18 protein-coding genes are annotated in these 20,442 nt (G+C 67.0%); 12 read left to right on the top strand and 6 right to left on the bottom strand.

Going from position 1 to position 20,442, the window contains the following annotated elements; translation table 11 throughout:
- The first annotated feature begins 46 nt into the window (after positions 1-46).
- Positions 47-757: a hypothetical protein gene (locus BLU38_RS29425; RefSeq protein WP_091530810.1), complete on the top strand. Its 711-nt coding sequence runs from the start codon at positions 47-49 to the stop codon at positions 755-757.
- A 117-nt stretch (positions 758-874) separates the two neighbouring features.
- Here the strand turns inward: BLU38_RS29425 and BLU38_RS29420 are convergent, their stop codons facing one another.
- Together BLU38_RS29420 and BLU38_RS29415 are read right to left on the bottom strand one after the other, a co-directional pair.
- Positions 875-1,945 (bottom strand): tellurite resistance/C4-dicarboxylate transporter family protein, encoded by a 1,071-nt coding sequence (locus BLU38_RS29420; RefSeq protein ID WP_091530806.1) that lies wholly within the window; start codon positions 1,943-1,945, stop codon positions 875-877.
- 30 nt (positions 1,946-1,975) lie between these two features.
- Positions 1,976-2,365 carry a MarR family winged helix-turn-helix transcriptional regulator gene (locus BLU38_RS29415; RefSeq protein WP_091533375.1) on the bottom strand — a complete coding sequence of 130 codons (390 nt, stop codon included), beginning with the start codon at positions 2,363-2,365 and terminating at the stop codon, positions 1,976-1,978.
- Positions 2,366-2,486: 121 nt separating this feature from the next.
- On the opposite strand from BLU38_RS29415, the gene BLU38_RS29410 reads away from it, so the two are divergent.
- The 6 genes from BLU38_RS29410 (at position 2,487) to BLU38_RS29390 (ending at position 11,292) form a co-directional block, all read left to right on the top strand.
- Complete coding sequence (locus tag BLU38_RS29410) at positions 2,487-4,388, top strand: chloride channel protein (RefSeq protein WP_197679920.1); 1,902 nt, start codon at positions 2,487-2,489, stop codon at positions 4,386-4,388.
- Between the two features lie 59 nt (positions 4,389-4,447).
- Positions 4,448-6,121: a DNA polymerase Y family protein gene (locus tag BLU38_RS29405; protein WP_231920092.1), complete on the top strand. Its 1,674-nt coding sequence runs from the start codon at positions 4,448-4,450 to the stop codon at positions 6,119-6,121.
- A gap of 27 nt (positions 6,122-6,148) precedes the next feature.
- Entirely contained in the window at positions 6,149-9,652 is a 3,504-nt protein-coding gene (locus tag BLU38_RS29400) for an error-prone DNA polymerase (RefSeq protein ID WP_091530800.1), read from the top strand.
- A 110-nt stretch (positions 9,653-9,762) separates the two neighbouring features.
- Complete coding sequence (locus BLU38_RS29395) at positions 9,763-10,047, top strand: hypothetical protein (protein ID WP_157683850.1); 285 nt, start codon at positions 9,763-9,765, stop codon at positions 10,045-10,047.
- A complete protein-coding gene (locus tag BLU38_RS31115; RefSeq protein ID WP_157683848.1) occupies positions 10,011-10,178 on the top strand; it encodes a hypothetical protein in 168 nt (55 codons plus the stop codon). The genes BLU38_RS29395 and BLU38_RS31115 overlap by 37 nt, the downstream gene beginning before the upstream one ends.
- A 220-nt stretch (positions 10,179-10,398) precedes the next feature.
- Positions 10,399-11,292: a sugar phosphate isomerase/epimerase family protein gene (locus BLU38_RS29390; RefSeq protein WP_091530790.1), complete on the top strand. Its 894-nt coding sequence runs from the start codon at positions 10,399-10,401 to the stop codon at positions 11,290-11,292.
- Positions 11,293-11,340: 48 nt separating this feature from the next.
- Here BLU38_RS29390 and BLU38_RS29385 read toward each other — a convergent pair whose 3' ends face one another.
- On the bottom strand, positions 11,341-11,859 hold the full coding sequence (locus BLU38_RS29385) for an NUDIX hydrolase (protein ID WP_091530787.1): 519 nt from the start codon (positions 11,857-11,859) through the stop codon (positions 11,341-11,343).
- A gap of 96 nt (positions 11,860-11,955) precedes the next feature.
- Here BLU38_RS29385 and BLU38_RS29380 point away from each other — a divergent pair, with 96 nt between their 5' ends.
- Positions 11,956-12,930 carry an alpha/beta fold hydrolase gene (locus tag BLU38_RS29380; protein ID WP_231920091.1) on the top strand — a complete coding sequence of 325 codons (975 nt, stop codon included), beginning with the start codon at positions 11,956-11,958 and terminating at the stop codon, positions 12,928-12,930.
- A gap of 26 nt (positions 12,931-12,956) precedes the next feature.
- On the opposite strand, the gene BLU38_RS29375 is transcribed toward BLU38_RS29380, so the two are convergent.
- Together BLU38_RS29375 and BLU38_RS29370 are read right to left on the bottom strand one after the other, a co-directional pair.
- The gene (locus tag BLU38_RS29375; RefSeq protein ID WP_157683846.1) at positions 12,957-13,592 is read right to left on the bottom strand and encodes a GNAT family N-acetyltransferase; all 636 of its coding nucleotides are present in this window, start codon (positions 13,590-13,592) and stop codon (positions 12,957-12,959) included.
- 367 nt (positions 13,593-13,959) lie between these two features.
- The gene (locus BLU38_RS29370) at positions 13,960-14,931 is read right to left on the bottom strand and encodes a hypothetical protein (protein ID WP_091530779.1); all 972 of its coding nucleotides are present in this window, start codon (positions 14,929-14,931) and stop codon (positions 13,960-13,962) included.
- Positions 14,932-15,064: 133 nt separating this feature from the next.
- Here BLU38_RS29370 and BLU38_RS29365 point away from each other — a divergent pair, with 133 nt between their 5' ends.
- The 4 genes from BLU38_RS29365 to BLU38_RS29350 all read left to right on the top strand — a co-directional run bounded on the left by BLU38_RS29365 (position 15,065) and on the right by BLU38_RS29350 (position 18,990).
- Entirely contained in the window at positions 15,065-15,724 is a 660-nt protein-coding gene (locus tag BLU38_RS29365) for a class I SAM-dependent methyltransferase (protein WP_091530776.1), read from the top strand.
- Positions 15,725-15,899: 175 nt separating this feature from the next.
- On the top strand, positions 15,900-16,616 hold the full coding sequence (locus BLU38_RS29360; RefSeq protein WP_091530772.1) for a response regulator transcription factor: 717 nt from the start codon (positions 15,900-15,902) through the stop codon (positions 16,614-16,616).
- Positions 16,616-17,959, top strand: a complete 1,344-nt coding sequence (locus tag BLU38_RS29355) for a sensor histidine kinase (RefSeq protein ID WP_091530769.1) — start codon at positions 16,616-16,618, stop codon at positions 17,957-17,959. The genes BLU38_RS29360 and BLU38_RS29355 overlap by 1 nt, the downstream gene beginning before the upstream one ends.
- Positions 17,960-18,090: 131 nt before the next feature.
- The gene (locus BLU38_RS29350; protein ID WP_157683844.1) at positions 18,091-18,990 is read left to right on the top strand and encodes a DUF4232 domain-containing protein; all 900 of its coding nucleotides are present in this window, start codon (positions 18,091-18,093) and stop codon (positions 18,988-18,990) included.
- Between the two features lie 33 nt (positions 18,991-19,023).
- Here the strand turns inward: BLU38_RS29350 and thrS are convergent, their stop codons facing one another.
- The gene (thrS, locus tag BLU38_RS29345; protein WP_091530760.1) at positions 19,024-20,334 is read right to left on the bottom strand and encodes a threonine--tRNA ligase; all 1,311 of its coding nucleotides are present in this window, start codon (positions 20,332-20,334) and stop codon (positions 19,024-19,026) included.
- Positions 20,335-20,442: the final 108 nt, after the last annotated feature.

Here is a 20,442-nt window from a genome sequence, read left to right as displayed (position 1 = left end):
CCTGCCAGGACTTGACCAACTCGAACTGTTGTTCGAATATAGAGCGATGACCGTCACCTCGCTAGCCAACGTCCGGAGTGCTGAGCAGAAGCTCGCCAGCATCCAGGAGCTGCGGCAACAGGTGCACCGGATGCAGGGGACCGCCACCTCCCAGCCGCTGCCGACCTTGCCCGCATTGTCCGGACTGGTTCAGCTGCGGACCGGAGCCAGCTATGCGGTGTCCACCCCGGGGCTGGCGATGTTGGCGATGGCCGGACCGTCCGCCGCCGGCTCCTGGTCTGCGGTGATCGGGATGCCGGACTTCGGTCTGGAGGCAGCGGCCGAGCTCGGAGTCGACCTGGACCGTACGGTGCTGGTGCCGGAGCCGGGGGAGGCCTGGCTGGAGGTGACCGCGGCGTTGGCCGATGTGCTCGGCGTCGTGGTGCTCCGGGTGCCCACCGCCCGATCCGGTTTCCGTCCGGTCAGCCAGCATCAGGCTGCCCGGCTGGCGCCCCGGATCCGGCAACACGACGCGGTGTTGATCTCGGTCGGTGACTGGCCACGAGCCGAGGCACGGTTGAGCATTCGTGATTCTCAGTGGACCGGGATCGGCCGCGGGCACGGCCGACTGACCGGGCGTCGAGCTCGGGTGATCGCCGAGCTGGCCACCGGCCAGGTCCGCGAGGCGCACCTGCTGTTGCCCGGTGACGATCATCAGGTACGGGTCGTCGACACCCCCGACCGCACGCCGGAGCTCTACGCCGTACGCGCCGGATGATCCTGCTGACCGGTCGACTCCTCACGGTTCAGGAACAATGCGTCGAGCCTGCCGTGATCGCGGCTAGCGGTGCGCTGCCGATCGGTTAACGCGATGCTAAGGGGGCCAGGCTCGCCCCTATCGGAGCAGCACGTCACGCGCGAGATGGCGGATCCCGGCCAGCGCCGTCAGCAGCCAGGCGCCGAGGCTGATCCAGACCCAGAGCGTGCCGAGCGTTCCGAGATAGGGCAGTCGATCGGCCCGGGCGATCGAGGTGCACGCCATCCCGTACATCCCGAGCGGGAAGACGATGCTCCACATGTTGGCGTCGTAGCGCAGCGGGACCCGATGGGTGACATGCCGCCACCAGCCCATGGCCACCAGGGCCGGCAGCAGCCAGCTCGCGATCACCCAGGCGAACAGCGCAGCAGGCCGGATCGCCGGCCGGACCAGATCGGCGAACGGCCCCGGTGGCAGCGTCGCCACCTTGCTGCCGGCCAGTGCGGTGATCGCGGCCGCGCCCATCGCGACCCAGTAGGGTGGCGTCAGATCTCTTGCTGTGAAGGGATAACTCAACAGCCGCATCACCACGAACACGCCGTCGACCAGGTAGAGGAACAGTCCCAGGCACCACGCACCCACTGCGATCAAGGGCAACCACTGCCCGGCTCCGAACGGTGTCAACACCGCGGCGGCCACCGAGATCGACTGAGCGCCGACCGCCCAGATGAACCAGGTGCCATTGGCGGCGGCTGCGATCGGGTGCTCGCCGGCGCCCAACCGGGTGGTCCAGGGGATCAGGTATCCACGAGTCAACCAGAGCACGATGGAGATCGAGAGCAGCACGGTCGCCACGACATGCTGGGTCAGGGCGATCCGGACGGCCACCACATCGATGGCGGCGACAAAGGTGTAGAACCCGAATCCACGCAGCGGATGGGTGAAGTCGTGGAGCAACTCGTGGCGGTGCGCGACGAAGCGCCAGACGTTCAGGGCGAGCAGTGCGACGAACGCACCGATCGCCACCACCAGCATGATCCGGGAGAGCACCGGGAAGTCGTGGGCGGCCAACTCGATCGAGATGATGCCGGTTGCCATCACCGCGGCGAAGTATCCGGGCGACAGCTCCCGGAGTGCCTGGTGCATCCGTTGCTGCACGGTCGGCAGCCGCGGCTCCCGATCAGCAGGATCGCCACGGAACACGATCATGACGTCGACCAGTTCATGGCGTCGATCACATCATGGCGTCGGGGGATCGAGCCAGGGGCCGAGGCGGTGCAGTTCCTCCAGGTGAACCGCCGTCAGTGCATCGAGCACCTGTCGGCCGTCCGCACTGAGCCGCAACTGGACGCGCCGGCCGTCGTCAGCATTCCTGATCCGGTCGACCAACCCGAGTCGCTGCGCACGATCGACCAGCTCGGTCGCCGTGTGGTGCCGGATGATCAATGCCTCGGCGATCTCACCGATCGTCGGGCCACCCGCGGTCCGGCTGCCGCGGATCGCCAGCAGCAGCTGGTGCTGAGTGTGGGTCAGCCCGTGTTCCTCGGCGGCCGTACGGCTCCACTGATCGAAGCGTCGTAGGGCGGTGCGGAAGGCCAACAGACGTTGGTACTGCTGATCGGTGGGCACCGATTCAGAATAGTATGTCGTGTCACGATATTGTTTGTCCGTGTCGTGCACCCGAGCACGACACGGGCGCGACGGCGCGCCGGAGGATCAAACCGACGCCCGCGAAGGAACCAGTCCGACCGTGTCTGCTGCTGCCCGGCCAACGCCTGCCCGTTCCGTCCTCACCCGGCCCGGCCGTCGGCATCGCGCCGCCGAGGTCCGCGATGTGCGACACCTCGGCGACTTCACCGCCACGCCACGGATGCTGTGGATCGCCGTCCTGGCCGTCCCCATCGGCGCTGCCGGCGCCGGCGCGGCCTGGTGCCTGTTGCGGCTGATCGGGTTGATCACCAACGCCGTCTTCTACCAACGGGTCTCCACCGAACTGATCGCGCCGGGCCGGCACGCCTGGTGGTTGGTGCTGTTCGCGCCGGTCGTCGGCGGCCTCGTGATCGGGGCGATGGCCCGCTACGGATCGGAGAAGATCCGCGGCCACGGCATGCCGGAGGCGATCGAGGCGATCCTGCTCGGCGGCAGCAAGGTGCAACCGCGGGTCGCGGTCCTGAAGCCGGTCTCCTCGGCCGTTGCGATCGGCACCGGCGGACCGTTCGGCGCGGAGGGCCCGATCATCATGACCGGCGGTGCGCTGGGGTCACTGCTGGCCCAGTTCCTGCATCTGACCGCCGACGAACGCAAGGCGTTGCTGGTCGCCGGTTCGGCCGCCGGGATGGCGGCCACCTTCAACTCGCCGCTGGCCGCGTTGCTGCTGGCGGCCGAACTGCTGCTCTTCGAGTGGCTCCCTCGCAGCCTCGTACCGGTGGCCTCCGCGGTGGCGGTCGCGACCGTGATCCGGCACCACATCCTCGGTCCCGGGCCGGTCTTCCCGGTCACCTCCGCGCTGCATCTGCACGACGTCGACTACCTCCTCGCCGCCGTCTCCGGTGTCATCGCCGCTCTGCTCGCCATCGTGGCCACCGTGCTGGTGTACGCCTCGGAGGATGCCTTCCATCGGCTTCGGCTGCATTGGATGTGGTGGCCGGCGATCGGGGGCTTGGTGATCGGAGTCGGCGGCCTGTTCGTCCCGCAGGCCCTCGGGGTGGGCTACGACGTGATCGGCGCCGAACTCGACGGTTCGATCAGCCTCGGCCTGGTGGTCGGCATCCTTGTCGTCAAGACCCTGATCTGGTCGCTGTCCCTCGGATCGGGTACGTCCGGCGGTGTGCTGGCGCCGATGTTCATGATCGGTGGTGCACTCGGAGCGGTCGAGGCGCACATCTTCCCGTCGGTCGGCCCGGGCTTCTGGGCCCTGGTCGCACTGGCCGGTGTGCTCGGCGGGGTGATGCGCTCACCGATCACCGGCGTGGTGTTCGCGCTCGAGCTCACCCACCGCTGGGATGCGCTGCTGCCGATCATGATCGCCTCGATGACCGCGTACGGCGTCTCGACGGTGCTGCTGCGACGGTCCGTGCTGACCGAGAAGATCGCCCGCCGCGGCTATCACCTGAGTCGCGAGTACGACGTCGACCCGCTGGAGATCGTCTTCGTCAGCGAGGTGATGACGACCAAGATCGTCGAATTCAGTCCCGATCTGCGGATCAGTCAGGCGTTGGCCGTACTCAACGACCCGACCGACGACTACGCCGGCTGGCGCCAGCAGCTCTATCCTGTGGTCAAGCAGGGAACTCTGATCGGCGTGGTGACCCGTGGTGCACTGCTGGCACGAACGGAGTCGCCGACGGGGATCATCAACGACGAGTTGCACGCCGAGCCCGTTGTCACCCATGCCGACCAGCCGCTGCGACAGGTTGCCGAGACGATGGCGGTCAACGACGTCAGCACCCTCCCGGTCGTCGACCGCCGGGACGACACCAAGGTGGTCGGTGTGGTCTCGCTGCCGCAGTTGCTGGACGCCCGCCGTCGGGATCAGCAGGAGGCGCGGCAGCGCGAACGGGTGCTGTCCATCAAACTGGTGAGACCCACCGGCTCGGCGCGGGGTGCCGCCGCCGTGGCAGAGGACACCGAGGAGCCCGCACCGCGCGGCTGACCCGGCATCGAGACGGCCCACATCTTGACTTGTTCGAACAGAAGTTCGAATATGGAGAGGTGAAGGGACACCAGCAGACTCTCCCCGGGATCCGGAGGCACAACGCCCCCGAACAGGTACGCACACCCCGACCCAAGCTCCCTGAGCAGCCCACCAAGGTCCCCGAGCCTGTCGAAGGGCCACGGTCCCTGAGCCTGTCGAAGGGCCAGGAACGCACCACCCGGGTGATGGCGGTCTGGTGCCCGGACTGGCCGGTGATCGCGGCGATGGAGGCGGAAAATCTGCCGCCCCATGCTGCCGTCGCGGTGGTCGCCAAGGGCGAGGTGTTCGCCTGCTCCTCAACTGCCCGGACCGAGGGTGTACGCCGCGGGATGCGCAAGCGGGATGCCGCCGCCCGCTGCCCGGAGTTGATCATCATCGACCACAACCCCGATCTGGACAGCCGTGCCTTCGAGCCGGTGCTGTCGGCGATCGAGGAGTTCAGCCCCGGGGTCGAGGTGATCCGGCCCGGCCTGTGTGCGTTGACCGTGCCCAGCCGCTATTACGGCGGCGAGGCCGAAGCTGCGGCACTGCTGGCCGAAAAGCTTGTCTCTGCAGGGATCTGGGACCTGCGGATCGGTATCGCCGACGAACTCTTCACCGCCGAGCAGGCGGCCCGGCTCGCCGTCGTCCAAGATCATCAGATCATCGAGACGGGCAGGTCGGCTGCCTTCCTCGCCGGTCTGCCGATCGGCGTCCTGGCCGAGGACAACCTGGTCGGACTGCTGCTCCGAATGGGCATCAACACCCTCGGTGACTTCGTCCGGCTGCCGGCCAAGGACGTGCTGACCCGTTTCGGACATGCCGGCGCCCGGGCTCACCGGCTCGCCGGTGCCCGCACCGGACGCAAGCTGAGCGGACGGTCGGTGCCACCGGAACACCAGCAGCAGGTGAGTTTCGCTCCCGGCTTGGAGACCATCGAACCGATCGCGTTCAGCAGCAGGCAGACGGCGGACCGCTTCGTCGCCGGGCTGGCCCGCAACGGGCTGGTCTGCACCGCGATCCGGATCGAGGTGGACACCGAGAACGGTTGGCATCATGAACGCCGCTGGGCACACCCGCGGTGGTTCGACTCGAGCGACATCATCGACCGGTTGCGTTGGCAGTTGCAGGCCGATCCGGCGCCCGATCCGGTGGTTCAGATCCGGCTGCTGCCCGATCAGTGCGAGTCGGTGGGCACCCAGTCCGAGGGGCTGTGGGGTAGTGCGCCGGATGAGAAGATCCAACGCGGGATCGCCCGTGTGCAAGGGATGATCGGCTTCGACGGAGTGTTGGCGGCGGGCATCCAGGGCGGCCGGGAACCGGCCGATCGGGAGTTGCTCACGCCGTGGGGTGAACAGCCGACCAGTGTCCGGCCGACCGGACTGCCGTGGCCGGGCAGCCTGCCGCCACCGGCTCCGACCCGGGTCTTCGAGCAGCCGCTGCCGGCTGTCGTGCTCGATCTGGAGGGGCAGCCGATCAAGCTCACCGATCGGGGCGGGATCAGCGGCGAGCCCGGCCGGTTCCGGCCGACCAAGGACGGAGATTTCGTCCCGGTCGAGGCCTGGGTCGGTCCGTGGCCGATCGACGAACGCTGGTGGGAGGAGCCGGACTCCCCACTCCGAGCCCGGTTCCAGATCGTCGCCCCGGACGGCAGCGCCTGGCTGCTGGTCGCCACCGGCAGCAGCTGGTTCACCGAGGCGAGATATGACTAGGGCGTGTCCGTTAGGGGGCACGCCCTGATGGCGTACAACAATCCACCGATCTCCTGGTCGGAGCTGGAACGCAAGTTGTCCGGTCGGCCTGCCAAGCCCTGGGAGAATCCGCACGGTGACAATGGCCCCGGCTGGTCGCATCATCGCGAGGAGTATCTGGCCAAGGACGAGGTCAAGCGACCGGACGGCCCGGTGCTGCCGTACGCGGAGCTGCATGCGCATTCCGACTTCAGCTTCCTGGACGGAGCCAGCGATCCGGAGACCCTGATCGAGGAGGCCGTCCGGCTGGGTCTGAACGCGCTGGCGCTGACCGATCATGACGGCTTCTACGGTGCTGCCCGGTTTGCCGAGGCGGCCAAGGAGTACGACCTGTCCACCGTCTACGGAGCCGAGCTGTCGTTGGAGCTGACCGCAGCCCAGCTCGGCATCCCGGATCCGCAGGGCAGCCATCTGCTGGTGTTGGCCGATGGCGTGGAGGGTTACCGCCGACTGGCCGGTGTGATCACCGAGGCACAGTTGCGTGGCGGCGAGAAGGGCAAGCCGGTCTACGATCTGGAGGAGGTGGCGGCTGCGCACGGCGGTCACTGGATGATCTTGACCGGTTGCCGCAAGGGACTCCTCCGACAGGCTCTGCGCAGTGAGTCCGGTGCGGCGGCACACGAAGCAGCAGCCGCAGAACTGGACCGGTTGACTGCGTTGTTCGGCCTTGATCACGTCACGGTCGAGCTGATCGATCACGGCCTGCCGGGAGACTCGCTGATCAATGACGAGTTGGCCGTGCTCGCTGCTGATCATGGCCTGCCGACGATCGCCAGCAACAACGTGCATTACGCCGCACCGAAGGACTATCGGCTGGCCAGTGCGATGGCGGCGGTCCGGGCCCGGCGCAGTCTGGCCGAGATGGACGGCTGGTTGCCGCCGCCGACCGCGCACCTACGCTCCGGTGCGGAGATGGCCCAGCGGTTTGGCCGCTATCCCGGTGCGGTGCGGCGAGCTGCTGATCTTGGTCGCCAGCTGGCCTTCGATCTGCGAGCCGCCAAGCCGAGGTTGCCGAAGCTGGACGTGCCGCCGGGGCACGATCCGACGAGTTGGCTGCGGGAGTTGACCCGAAGAGGCGCAGATCAGCTGTATCCGGACATCCGTGAGCAGGCCCAGGCCCGGTTGGACAAAGAGCTCGCGGTGATCGCGGAGAAGGGCTTCGAGGGCTACTTCCTGATCGTCCGGGACATGGTCACCTTCGCCAAGGAACGCGGGATTCTTTGCCAGGGCAGGGGATCGGCCGCCAACTCGGTGGTCTGCTACACCCTCGGGATCACCGCTGTCGACCCGATCCGCTACGACCTGCCGTTCGAACGGTTCCTGGCCACCACCCGGGAGGAGGAGCCGGACATCGACGTCGACTTCGATTCCGACCGACGCGAGGAGGTGATCCAGGAGGTGTATCGGCGCTACGGTCGGCGGAACGCCGCCCAGGTCGCCGACGTGATCAGCTATCGACCCAAGTCGGCGGTCCGGGACATGGCCAAGGCGCTCGGCTACTCACCGGGCCAGCAGGACGCCTGGTCCAAGCAGATCGACAGCTGGAGCACGGTCACCGACGACGATGATCATGAGATTCCTCGGCCGGTGGTCGAACTGGCCAACAAGTTGATCACCGCACCACGGCACCTGGGCATCCACTCCGGCGGGATGGTGCTGACCGAGCAGCCGGTCGGCGAAGTGGTCCCGATCGAACACGCCCGGATGGAGAATCGAACGATCCTGCAATGGGACAAGGACAGTTGCGCCTGGATGGGGCTGGTCAAGTTCGACTTCCTCGGGCTCGGCATCCTGAGCGCGATCAGCCACACGCTGGCGATGATCGATCAGCACCTGGGGGAGCATTGGGAGTTCGCCACCTTGCCCAAGGAGGAGCCTGCGGTCTACGACATGCTCTGCCGGGCCGACTCGGTCGGTCTGTTCCAGGTGGAGAGCCGGGCCCAGGTCGGCACCCTGCCGCGGCTGCGCCCACGGCGTTTCTACGATCTGGTGATCGAGGTGGCGTTGATCCGTCCCGGCCCGATCCAGGGTGGTGCGGTGCATCCCTACATCCGACGGGCGACCGGCATCGATCCGGTGACCTATCCGCATCCGCTGCTGCAGCCGGTGCTGGAACGGACCAAGGGGATCCCGCTGTTCCAGGAACAGTTGATGCAGATCGCGATGACCGTCGGTGGTTGCACCGGTGACGATGCCGACCTGCTGCGCCGGGCGATGGGTTCCAAACGGGGCGTGGAGAAGATCGAACGGCTGCGACAGAAGCTCTTCGACGGGATGGCCGCCAATGGCATCACCGGTGATCTGGCCCAGGGCATCTACGACCGGATCGAGGCCTTCGCCAACTTCGGTTTCGCCGAGAGTCACGCCCTGAGCTTCGCCCTGATCGTGTACGCCACCGGCTGGCTGAAGCTGCACTATCCCGGTGCCTACCTGGCCGGCCTGCTCCGCGCCCAGCCGATGGGCTTCTACTCACCGCAGTCCCTGGTCGCCGATGCCCGCCGGCACGGTGTCACCGTGCTCCGCCCCGACATCGTCGCGTCTGCGGTCGACACCGGCCTGGAACCCGAAACAGGACCTGAGCCTGTCGAGGGACCGGAAGCCGATGTTCAAAGAACGACCCCCTTCGACAGGCTCAGGACATCGCTTCGACAAGCTCAGGTCCCTACCGGAATGGACAGCTGCCTTGATCAACATCAGCCGCCGGTCGGTCCGTTCGATCCGGGTTGCGATGATCCGACTCCCGCTCATCGTCGCGATGGTGCTCTCGCCGTACGACTCGGACTCACCACGGTGCAGGGGCTGGGCGAACCGGCTGCCACCAAGATCGTCGAAGAGCGTGAGCGACGACCGTTCAGCAGTATCAACGATGTCGTCCGGCGAGCAGGATTGACGGTCAAGCAGGCCGAAGCACTGGCGACGGCAGGTGCCTTCGACAGCTTCGGGGTCAGCCGCCGGCAGGCATTGTGGGATGCCGGCTACGCCGACAGTCAAGATCAGCTCGAGGGGACTGCGATCGACGCTCCGCCGCCGGAGCTGCCCGGGATGAGCATCACCGAGCTGACCCTGGCCGACATCTGGGCGACCAAGATCTCTCCCGGTGAGCATCCGATCGCCCATCTGCGGACGGAGCTGGATGATCTTGGCGTGGTTGCGATCAAGGACTTGTTCGCGTCCGGTCCGGAGTATGACGGGCGTCGGATCAAGGTTGCCGGGATGGTCACCCACCGACAGCGCCCGAGCACGGCCGGCGGTGTCACCTTCCTCAACCTGGAGGACGAGACCGGGATGCTCAACGTCATCTGCACCGAGGTGCTGTGGAAGCGCTATCGCCGGATCGCACGGAACACCGCAGGCATGATCATCCGCGGAACGATCGAACACACCGACGGTGTCACCAATCTGTCGGCCGATCGGCTCGACCGGTTGGTCCAGGTGATCCCGCGGGCCGCCCAGGTGATCCCGCGCAAGTACGTCTCCCGTGATTTTCGCTGATCGCCGACCCTCGTCAACGAAGACTCACGTGTTTCGACCCATATCGAATCGCGATCAGCCTGCCCCGAACCCTCATTCAATCTTCTGCGACGACGATCAATCCTCAACCAGTGAAGGAAAACACGATGATGCGACGTATCGTGATGCTTGCGATCGCTGCTGCCGCGGCACTCACCATGACGACGACGCCCGCGCAGGCGGACGGAGGAGCCGACACCGCCGGGAAGAACGCCGGCACCGTGTGGTTCCAGTCCTACGGCGAGCACTTCACGGTCAACGACTGGACCGCGGATGGCAAGGGTGTGCGCGGAGTGATCGAGGTGTTCAGCCGAACCCGGAGACCGGGTATCGCGAGTGGATGGAACTCGACAGGGTGTTCAACGGCAACGGACTGAACGGCGCGGCAGAGCATCGCAACTACAAGATCGTCGAGAACAAACCGGTCAGATACATGGTGTGCCTGGTCGACAGCAAGAACGACAGCACACCAGAACGCTGCAGCGCCTGGGAAGACGACGTCGCCTGACTCACTGCGCCGACTCATCGCCCGAAAACGACGAATGGTGCTGTCGAGTCGGCCGGTGCCGAGCCCACCGATACCAGCGCATCATGGGTTCCCCGACGACAGGTGACTCCGAGGCGTCTCCGCCATGCCACTGTGGAATGCTTCTGGGCGGCGGAGTGAGTCTGCGACGACCTGCAGGAATCGCGGCTCCGCTGTGAGTTGACGAGAGGAGTGCGGGACGATGGCCGCGATCGGCGTGATGACAACAGAGTTCGATGGTTCGGACCTGGCGGAGGTGGCGGATCGGATCGTCGAACACGGCATCGACACCGTCCAACTCCAGCTGGGTTCGGCCGTGGCGGAGGTGGCAGTTCGCGACGCGCTGCTCTTCGGTCTGGATGTCCTGGGTCCCCATCTGGACGCGGACTTCGCGGCGCAGACCAGTGAGGTATTGCGAACCCGCGGGATCCGCGTCGCTGCGGTCGACGGCACCTACAACATGATCCACCCGGACCCGGATCGTCGTGAGCGCAATCTCCGACATCTGATCACTTTGATCGATCTGACACACCTGTTCGACACCGACATCGTCGCCGTCTGCACCGGAACCCGTCAGGACATCATGTGGCAGCACAGTCCGTTGAATGCCTCCGACGAGGCATGGTCGGACCTGCTCGATCAGCTGCGACCGGCGGCCCGGGCCGCCGAAGCCGCACAGGTGCGGCTGGCATTCGAGCCCGAGTACAACAACGTCGTCAACTCTGCCCAGAACGCTCGTCGGTTGATGGACGAGATCGGTAGCCCGGCGGTGAAGGTGCTGATGGATGTGGCCAACATCTTCCACGCCGGTGACCTGGAGCGGATGTCGGATCATCTGGACGCGGTCTTCGATCTTGTCGGTGACGACATCGTGCTGGCTCACGCCAAGGATCTTGATCATGACGCGGACGCCGGTGGACGCGCCGCAGGACAGGGCAAGCTCGACTATGCCCACTATCTGCTCCAACTCCAGCAGCACCGCTTCGACGGCGCGATCGTCCTGCACCAGTTGAAGGAATTGGCTCCGGACCGATTCGACGAAGCATTTGACCACGTCCGCCGGCAGGCACCGGCCGGTTACCTGACCACCTCCTGAGGCGAGCAGGCCGAGGCGTCCAATTGTCGGAGCTCGAGCATTGCGGGCTCAGTGATCACGGGCCGATAGGACGCTGTCCAGCCGGTCCAAGGCCGAATCCCAGCCGTAACCGGCGGTCAGCCCGGCGGTGTTCCGAGAGCGGAAGGTCAACCAGAACAGCATTCCTTCGTCTTCCTCACCGGCGGTCACAACGTGTGACCACCGGTCGGGAGCGTCCGCCGGCGCGGCCACCCAGAAGTAGTGCCGGACCATCGACGGCGCGACCGCCTGGTCCCAGATCCGGGATTCCAGATACACCGCCGGCGACCTGCTGTGCAGCCCGGTCTCCTCGGCGAGCTCCCGAACGGCTGCCGCTGCCGGCTGTTCGCCCGGTTCGACGCCGCCGCCCGGCACCTGCACGCCGGCCGTGGGATATTCGTCGGTGTGTTCCAGCACCAACAGCTCGGACGGATCGCGGGTCAGGTAGATCAACACCTTCTCCCGCCAGCCATTGCGGGCCGCGGTCAACCGCGCTTCGGTGAGTGGGACGACATGATCGAGTCGGTGTGGGCCGGGTGTGCTCGTCACCCGTGGAGTCTAGGGAAGTCATCAGCGGTTCCCTAGAACCGGGAGTCGAGATCGGCCCGCGGAGCTGCACTCGGCGGTCCGATAGGCTCGCCTACCGTGTCCGAGGAAGCACTGGTCCATAGGTCGGGGATGCTAGCTGTCGGTGACGGGCACGAGGTCTTCTGGGAGGAATCGGGTGCGCCCGGTGGCATCCCGGCTCTGTACCTCCACGGCGGTCCTGGTGGCACGCTCGGACGCGGCGGTTACCGGGAGAAGTTCGACGCGTCGCGGTTTCGCATCATCGGTCTTGATCAACGCGGTTGCGGCCGGTCGACTCCACACGTCACCGCCCCGGGCTACGACCTCGCTCAGAACACCACGGTGCAGCTGATCGGCGATCTTGAACAGTTGCGTGAGCACCTCGGTGTTGATCGTTGGCTGATCAACGGCGTCTCATGGGGCTCGACACTTGCACTCGCCTATGCCCAAGCGCACCCGGAACGCAGTCTCGGAATCGTTGCAATGGCAGTGACGACGACTGATCGATTTCAGGTCGAGTGGATCACCGAGACGGTCGGAGCGATCTTCCCGGAGGCATGGAACCGGCTGGCCGCGCATGCCGAGCAGGCAGGGATCGGGTACCACCGCGGTCAGGGCCGCGTCATCGACGCCTACGCGCAGCTGATGACCCATCGGGACCCCGCCATCCGAGATGCCGCATCGATCGCTTGGGCGGAGTGGGAGGACCACCACATCTCCATCGGCGCAGGTTTGCACCGCGACCCACGCTGGGACGACCTCGAGTTCCGACATGTCTTCGCAACCCTGGTCACGCATTACTGGGCCAACGATGCGTTCCTCGCCCCATCGATCCTGGAGCGAGCAAGCGAACTGTCGGGGATACCTGCCACGCTGATTCACGGTCGACGGGATGTCAGCGGGCCGGCCGTCACTCCCTGGCAGCTGCACCGGGCATGGCCGGGCAGCGAGCTGATCATCGACGAGGGAGAAGGGCACGGCGGGCAGAACATGATCGACACGTGGCGGGCGGCCAATACCCGGCACGCAGACCGCATCGGGGCACGTGGCTGATCTGCCTGACGGGCGACACCTTCCAGTCAGGACAACCGCGGTCGCAGTGCTATCTGGCGGCAGTCTGCGATGAAGCCGAGCCGTTCGGCGATTCGGAGCGATGCTCGGTTCGTACTCAAGGCACGCCAGCGCGCGATCCCGAATTCCTGAACGGCGTAGGTGGTGGCGACCGCCGCGACGGTTGTCGCAGCACCACGGCCGCGCGCACCCGGATCGGTCAGCACTCCGACATCGGCGGGCTGCCCGTCGAAGGGTGTCAGGTTGGCGGCAGCGACGGTCCGGCCGGCATCGTCGGTGGCGCGCCACGCCAGCTCAACGTCACCGCCGGCAAAGCCGCTTTCGCCCCATTCGGCACGATCCACTGTCGACTGCAGGTCGCGGAGTCGGCCCGGTGTGATCGGTTCGATCCGGAGTTCCGTGGGCTGCACGCTGGTCGATGGGGACGCGTCGGTGAAGCCGTGAATGCTGGGGCCCAGAACTTCCCAGTCCGGAAGGTGCAGGTGCCACCAGTTGGCGTCGGTGACAGTAACGGTCGTCGGCTGCCATTGGCGGATCGATGCCACGACGTCGGCGGGCGCCGAGACGTGCACAGTTTCGTGGCGAAGGACCGCATAGATTCCGGGGGAGTCGCGGAGCTCTGGGATGCGATGTCGAGTGATCACGGGACCGATTGCGCGCTCGGACACACCGAAGATCCGGCGCCAGAACGTATCAACGCGATCCAGCCACCCCAGGTCCACCCGAGTAGTTCAGCACAGCAGGCCGCACACTCACGTCGATTTCATGTCAGATGCCCGACCAGACTGGGCGAGGATGCAAAGAAGAGGGCATCCCTCCAAGCCTGTACGTGTCCATCGACCGACGACCGGCAGACCGGAATCGTGGACACTCGCGTCGTTTCGTCCGCTTGAGTCGAGGACGGGTCGGGAGAAGTGGACGTGTGTCCGATTTTCGCGCGACTCCTCGGCTCCGCAACTTCTCGCCGGTCTGAGGGCTGCTGCTGGGCTATCGCGTCCGAGGCTGAGGGCTTCAGAGAGGGATCAGGATCTCGCCGCCGACGTCGATCCGGCCGGCGCGCAGGGCGGATCGGTAGGCGGTGACGTTGTCGGTGTGGATGGTGCCGAGCAACAGTTGATCATCGTCCAGCGGCAGTGCGCGGGCCAGCAGCAGGCTCAGCTGGTTGCCGTAGCCGCGGCCACGGAACCGTTGATCAAGTGTGAGTTCCTGGACCACGGCGCCGTGGATGCCGCCCTTGCTCTCGATCTCGGCGGCGACGACGCCGGCCCACTCACCGTCGACTAGGACGTCGAAGATCATTCCCGCTTCGGCGAGCCGGACGAAGTCCTCGCGGTCCTCGGGCTGTGCCCACCTGCGGCGTACCCGGTCGGCTGCCTGGTCGCGTTCGTAAATCGCTCGGTAGCCCGGGTAGCCGTCGACGTGATGGGGGCGGGTGTCGAGCCCGGGGGTGACAGGTCGGGACCGGAGTTCTCCGATCTCGCCGACCAGCAGCCGCTTCTCCGACCGGCAACCGGACCACGCCGACAGCGGAGTGGAGGAGGAGAGCAGCACGAACTTCGGCTGGAAGGGGGCGAATTGGGTCCGCGCCAGGCCGATCAGCGACTCCTTGTCGGCCGGTCCCAGCACCCGATCGGCGGCCGTGATGCCGACGAAGGGCAGTTCGGGATCGCGGCCGAGATAGCGCGGGCCGGCGAGTACCGACGCGTCGGGCGACAGCGGCAGCCAGCGATCCAGGTACGCCGAGACCGGTTGGCCGATCGACGGTGCATGGGCCGCGAATCCACGGGCATGGTCCAGGTCCTGGGCTGCGGTGTTCAGCCAGAAACCGATCTCCGCTGCCAGCGCGGCAGCCCGCTCCGCCTGTCGAACCCGCTGACGGATCCAGGGGTGCAGCCCTTGGTCGGCCGACGTCACGAGCGTCGTCAGGTCGGGCAGTCGACTGCCCGAGCCGCCCGCGGCGGCCGTCTGTTGATCATCGGTCATCGACGGCAGGCTGCTGGATACCGCACGACGACGCAAGTCATTTCACTCCGACCATCGGTCGGCTCACCGGGCGGACCGTGGGCGGCGGACAGTAGGGTTTGACGGTGACCGACACGTCAGGAGGATGCCCGTCATGACCGACCACTCCGACACGCAGGAGCAGCAGGCCGCGGCAGCCGATGCCACCACCTTCTGGGATCGGCGCTATCAGGAGAAGGACCAGATCTGGAGTGGGCGGGTCAATCCGGTGCTCGCCGAGGTGGTCGGCGAACTGGAGGTCGGCAGCGCGCTCGATCTGGGCTGCGGCGAGGGCGGCGACGCGGTCTGGCTGGCCGGGATGGGCTGGCGGGTCACCGGGATCGACATCTCCGAGACCGCGTTGCAGCGGGCCCGTACCGCCGCTGAGCAGCAGCGGGTGGATGCCCGGACCAGCTTCGAACGTCACGATCTGGCGACCGATTTTCCCAGTGGCACCTTCGATCTGGTCTCCGCGCAGTATCTGCACTCGCCGGTGGACTTCCCCCGTGGAGCGGTGCTGCAGCAGGCCGCCCGCGCGGTCGCACTGGGCGGACGGTTGCTGATCGTCGACCACGGCGCGCCGCCGCCGTGGATGCCGGAGGGCCACGAACACCCGCCGTTCCCGACGGTGCAGCAGACCTTCGACGAGCTCGGGCTGATCCAGGACCATTGGCGGGTCGAGCGGCTGGAGGCGATCGAACGGCCGGCGGTCGGCCCGGACGGTCAGCAAGGCGTGCTGCTGGACAACATCATCCTGGTCTGCCGACTGGCCTGACCGCCCCGCCTCGCCGCCTCGGCGCCCTCCCGGGCGTTGGATCCCGCCCTGTGTAAGGTCGGCCTGCTGCAGGTCGGGACATCTCGGTCGGGGCACGGTCGGTGGGCCTGTCGGGACCGGAGGCGCAATCGTGCGACCGTTGGCATGTTGACTGGATCCGGTGGAAGGACGGCAGATGGCGACAGCAGGCAGGTTGCTGCTGGTCGAGGACGACGAAGTGATCGGCGAGGCGACCCAGCTCAATCTGGAGCGCTACGACTACGACGTCAGTTGGGAGCGTGACGGCCTGGACGCCTGGCGGACGTTCACCGGTCGAGAGCCGGGGACCGAGTTCCAGATCGTGCTCTGCGACGTGATGCTGCCCGGGCTGGACGGGATCAGCCTGTGCCGGCGGATCCGGGAGGCCGGCAACACGCCGGTCGTGATGATCTCGGCCCGTTCGGAGTCGATCGACATCGTGTCCGGCCTGGAGGCCGGTGCCGACGACTACGTGACCAAGCCGTTCGACATCCAGGTGCTGTTGGCCCGACTCCGCAGCGTCTCACGGCGTTCCGAACCGGCGCCCGCACCGGCGCCTGAGGCGACCCCGACGGCCGACGCCGGCGACCACGTACGGATCGGTGATCTTGATCTTGATCGGCGAGCCCTGGAACTGACCCGGTCGGGCACGTCGATCAATCTGACCCCGACCGAGATGCGATTGCTGTTGGAACTCGCCGCCAGCCCCGGGGTCGTGCTTTCCCGATCGGCCCTGTTGCAACGGGTCTGGGACTACCCGGAGTGGGAAGAAGATGATCACCTGGTGAACGTCCATGTCCAGCGGCTACGCGCCAAGATCGGCAACGACCGGATCGAGACGGTCCGCGGGTTCGGCTACAAGCTGCGGCGCTGATGGCCGCCGCCACGCTGCACCCCGGACTTCGGGTCCGGATCGCCGCGACGATCGCCTGCATCGTGGTGGCAGCGGTCGCGATCCTCACCCTGGCGGTGCACTTCCTGGTGATCCAGAACCGGATCGATCAGCAACGGGAGGCGGCGAACACCAATCTGATCGCCGCGATGGGCATCTACCGCTCGACCGGGTTCAAGAGCTTCGACGCCGAGCTGAACGATCCGCGGGTGCCGGCCGATCTGCGCACGGCACTGACCCACGACGGAGCTCACGGCACCGACATCAGCGGCGGCCAGACCCGGGTGGTCTGGGCTGCGGGCCGGGTCGGCGACGACCTGCTGAGCATCCGCACCACCTTTCCGGCGGTCGACGCGTCGGTGCAGGCGGTCGACCGTGCGTTGCTGATCGCCGGGATCGGGACCGCGATCGCGGCCACCATCGGCGGGGCGCTGTCGGCCAACGGGCTGTCCCGGCGGTTGCGGTTGGCGGCCCGGACGGCTCGCGGGATCGCCGCTACCGCGACCGGGACGACCTCGAGCGCAACGCTGCTGCCGGACAACGGTGAACGATCGCTCCGGGCAGCGGTCGGCCCGGGCGAGGACGAGGTCGGCGACCTGGCCGACGCCGTGGACGCAATGGCCAATCGGCTGGCGGCCCGGCTGCGTGCCGAGCAGCGGATCACCGCCGACGTGGCTCACGATCTTCGGACGCCGCTGACCGGTCTGACCACTGCAGCGGCACTGCTGGACGATTCGCGTCCCTCGGAGATGATCCGGGACCGGGCCAACGCGATGGCGAGCCTGGTCGAGGAACTGCTCGAGATCGCCCGTCTGGACAGCGGTGTCGAAACCGCCCAGTTGGAGTGGGTCCGCGTGTCCGACGTCGTCACCCGCGCCGTCCAACGGGGAGTTTCCAAGGGTGAGTATCCGGTCGAGGCGCTGACGGTACGCCCGGACGCCGATACGGTGACCGTGCTGACCGACGCACGTCGGCTCGAACGGGTGTTGAGCAACCTGATCCGCAACGCGCTGCAGCACGGACAGCCGCCGATCGTGATCGAGGCCTCCGGAGGCCGGATCGTCGTCACCGACAACGGTCAGGGCTTCGGCAAGGACTTCCTGGCCACCGGCCCGCAGCGGTTCCACCGGTCCTCGGCCAGTCGGGGAGGCGGTCACGGGCTCGGGCTGATCATCGCCTCCGGTCAGGCCTCGGTCCTGGGCGGACGGCTGTACTTCGACAACGCGCCCGGTTCCGGCGCCCGGGTGACCATCGAGCTACCGACCGCCCCGCCGGGGCAGGAGCGGCCACCGGGGCAGCAGGAGGTGGACACCGTCAGGCGGTGATGACGCGACGGTATGACGGTCACCGGCATCGGTGCGGTGCAGGTCGGGCTGCGGATGGAAGGTCACGAATGAGACGTGGTTGTGATGGGCACGAGATGGGCCCGCGAGACCGACACCGTACTCTCTCCGACATGACCCCACGCCGACCGGTTCGCGCTGCCTTGACGCTGGTCGTCGGCATCGCCGCGGCGGCCACCCTGGTCGGCTGCGGCAACGGGATGCAGGTTGCCGGACCGAGCGACCCGCACGAATCGGTCGTCTCCGGGCGAGCGACACCTTCCGCCGCTGGGCCTGATCAACCCACCCCCGAGCCGTCTGCCGACGACCAGAGCCCGACGCCGTCCGCCGAGCCGACCGACCAGGACGAGCCGAAACGCGACGGTTCCGGCGGCGGTTCGGCCGATGAGAAGACGTCCGACGATGCCCCGAAGCACCGCAAGGGGTCCAAGCACACCAAGAAGTCCGGCGACGGTCACCGATCCGGATCGGACGACAAGTCAGGCGAGGGTTCGCAGGACACGTCCGGCAGCAAGGACAAGTCACAGCCGGATCCGACGACAGAACCGACCGAGGAACCGTCCGACAAGCCGGACAGCACGCCGACCACGTGCACCCTGGAGGACCTGTCGATCGGTGCCCGGATCCCGGAAGGCAGCGGAGCCGCTGGCAGCAGCTATGTATTGATCACCTTCACCAACACCTCCGGATCGCCGTGCACGATGTACGGCTACGCCGGTGTCTCGTTCGTCGGCAAGAAGAACGGCACCCAACTCGGCAAACCGGCCGCCCGGGATCGATCGGCGAGCCCGGAGAAGGTCAAGCTCTCCGACGGCGAGGTGCAGACCGAGTTGCTCCGGATCGCCAACGCCGGCAACTTCGATCCGGCCGAATGCGTCCCGACCACCTCCGACGGCTTCCGGGTCTACCCGCCGTCCTCCTACACCTCGGCCTACGTCAAGTTCGAGACCGACGTCTGTCAGAGCAAGTCGGTACGCCAGCTGACCGTCTACCCGGTCGGCACCAAGAGCTGATCGAGCTGTCGGCCGCCGCCGAACAGTCCACGATCACTGCGGCCAGTTGATCTTCACCGCACGAGACGACGCTGCACCGCCGAGGATGTCGATCAGCTCACCCGATCGCAACACCGCGGAGATGTCGGCGCGCGGATCGATGATCGAGACGGTGTCGGCGGCACGCTCGGCATCACCGACCACCCCCAGGACGGCGTCGCGACGTTTGCGCGCGGCCCGGATCCTCCTGCCAAGGGTGCCGTCGGACTCGACCCGGGCCCGCAGTGCGGCCGCGGTCATCCGGTCCGCCAGCCGCCGGACATGATCATGGTGGTCGGGGTGCACCGGGAGCAGGCAGAGCTGGACGGGGGCCAGCCACAGCGGGAGCCTGCCGTCGTGGATCTCCAACAGGAAGCCGACCATCCGCTCCATTGCTCCGAGGACACCGCGGTGCACCATGATCACACCGCGATCAGAGCCGTCGGCGTCGACATACTTCAGACCGAATCGCTCGGGTTGGTTGAAGTCGACCTGGACGGTGGCCAGACTTTCCTGATGGCCGCGGGCGTCGAGCACCTGGACGTCGATCTTCGGGCCGTAGAACGCCGCTTCGCCGGCGGCTTCGCGGATCTGCAGCCCGGGACGAAGCGCGCCGACGCGGTCCAACACGCCGCGGAGTTGATCTTGGGCATCACGCCACTGATCATCATCACCGAGGTAACCGTCGCCGTCGTCCCGCAGGGAGAGTCGAAGGTGATCGATTCCGACTCCGAGGACGGTCAGCCCGCGCAAGACACAGTCCAGGGCGAGCTCCGCCTCCTGGGCGATCTGATCCGGCCTGCAGAAGACGTGGGTGTCGTCGAGGTTGATCTGCCGGACCCGGCTGAGACCGGAGAGCACCCCGGAGCGTTCGGCGCGGAACATGGCGGCCATCTCGTGGTAGCGGATCGGCAGATCCCGATAGCTGCGCTGCTCGCTGGCGAAGATCAGCGCGTGGTGCGGGCAGTTCGCCGGCCGGAGCACCAGCTGGTCACCGGCGTGATCATGATCGCCGACGTCCATCGCCGGGAACATGTCGTCGGCGAACTTCGCCCAGTGACCGGACCGCTGGTACAGCTCCTGTTTGGCGAGCACGGGGGAGTAGACCTCCGCACAGCCGCTCTCCATCGCCAACTGGTGGGCGTACTGCTCCAGTTCGCGACGGATGATCGCGCCGCCGGGAAGCCACAGGGGCAGCCCGGAGCCGATCAGGGGATTGCTGGCGAAGATGCCCATCTCGCGACCGATCACCCGATGGTCGGACGACGGCAGGGCCGCCTCGGAAGATAACGCCTCGGGCAGTGGGTCGGTGTGGTTGTCGATCATGATGTGCTCCTGGTGGACGGGGAGTTCGGACCCCGAGCACGACAAAGCCCCGGAGTCATCGACTCCGGGGCTTGGAACGAGCTGTGGGTCAGGACAACTCGGATCGGA

The organism is Microlunatus soli (assembly GCF_900105385.1).
Classification (GTDB): Bacteria; Actinomycetota; Actinomycetes; order Propionibacteriales; family Propionibacteriaceae; genus Microlunatus; species Microlunatus soli.
Note: the sequence above shows the minus strand (reverse complement) of the source record. Positions and strands in the feature narration are given on the sequence as shown.

Bases quoted from the DNA above. Each gene is read 5' to 3' on its own strand.
- BLU38_RS29365 (WP_091530776.1), top strand. From the start codon at position 15,065: ATGACCGACCACTCCGACACGCAGGAGCAGCAGGCCGCGGCAGCCGAT.
- BLU38_RS29360 (WP_091530772.1), top strand. From the start codon at position 15,900: ATGGCGACAGCAGGCAGGTTGCTGCTGGTCGAGGACGACGAAGTGATC.
- BLU38_RS29355 (WP_091530769.1), top strand. From the start codon at position 16,616: ATGGCCGCCGCCACGCTGCACCCCGGACTTCGGGTCCGGATCGCCGCG.
- BLU38_RS29350 (WP_157683844.1), top strand. From the start codon at position 18,091: ATGACCCCACGCCGACCGGTTCGCGCTGCCTTGACGCTGGTCGTCGGC.
- BLU38_RS29420 (WP_091530806.1), bottom strand. From the start codon at position 1,945: ATGATCGTGTTCCGTGGCGATCCTGCTGATCGGGAGCCGCGGCTGCCG.
- thrS (WP_091530760.1), bottom strand. From the start codon at position 20,334: ATGATCGACAACCACACCGACCCACTGCCCGAGGCGTTATCTTCCGAG.
- BLU38_RS29400 (WP_091530800.1), top strand. From the start codon at position 6,149: ATGGCGTACAACAATCCACCGATCTCCTGGTCGGAGCTGGAACGCAAG.
- BLU38_RS31115 (WP_157683848.1), top strand. From the start codon at position 10,011: ATGGAACTCGACAGGGTGTTCAACGGCAACGGACTGAACGGCGCGGCA.
- BLU38_RS29425 (WP_091530810.1), top strand. From the start codon at position 47: ATGACCGTCACCTCGCTAGCCAACGTCCGGAGTGCTGAGCAGAAGCTC.
- BLU38_RS29370 (WP_091530779.1), bottom strand. From the start codon at position 14,931: ATGACCGATGATCAACAGACGGCCGCCGCGGGCGGCTCGGGCAGTCGA.
- BLU38_RS29390 (WP_091530790.1), top strand. From the start codon at position 10,399: ATGGCCGCGATCGGCGTGATGACAACAGAGTTCGATGGTTCGGACCTG.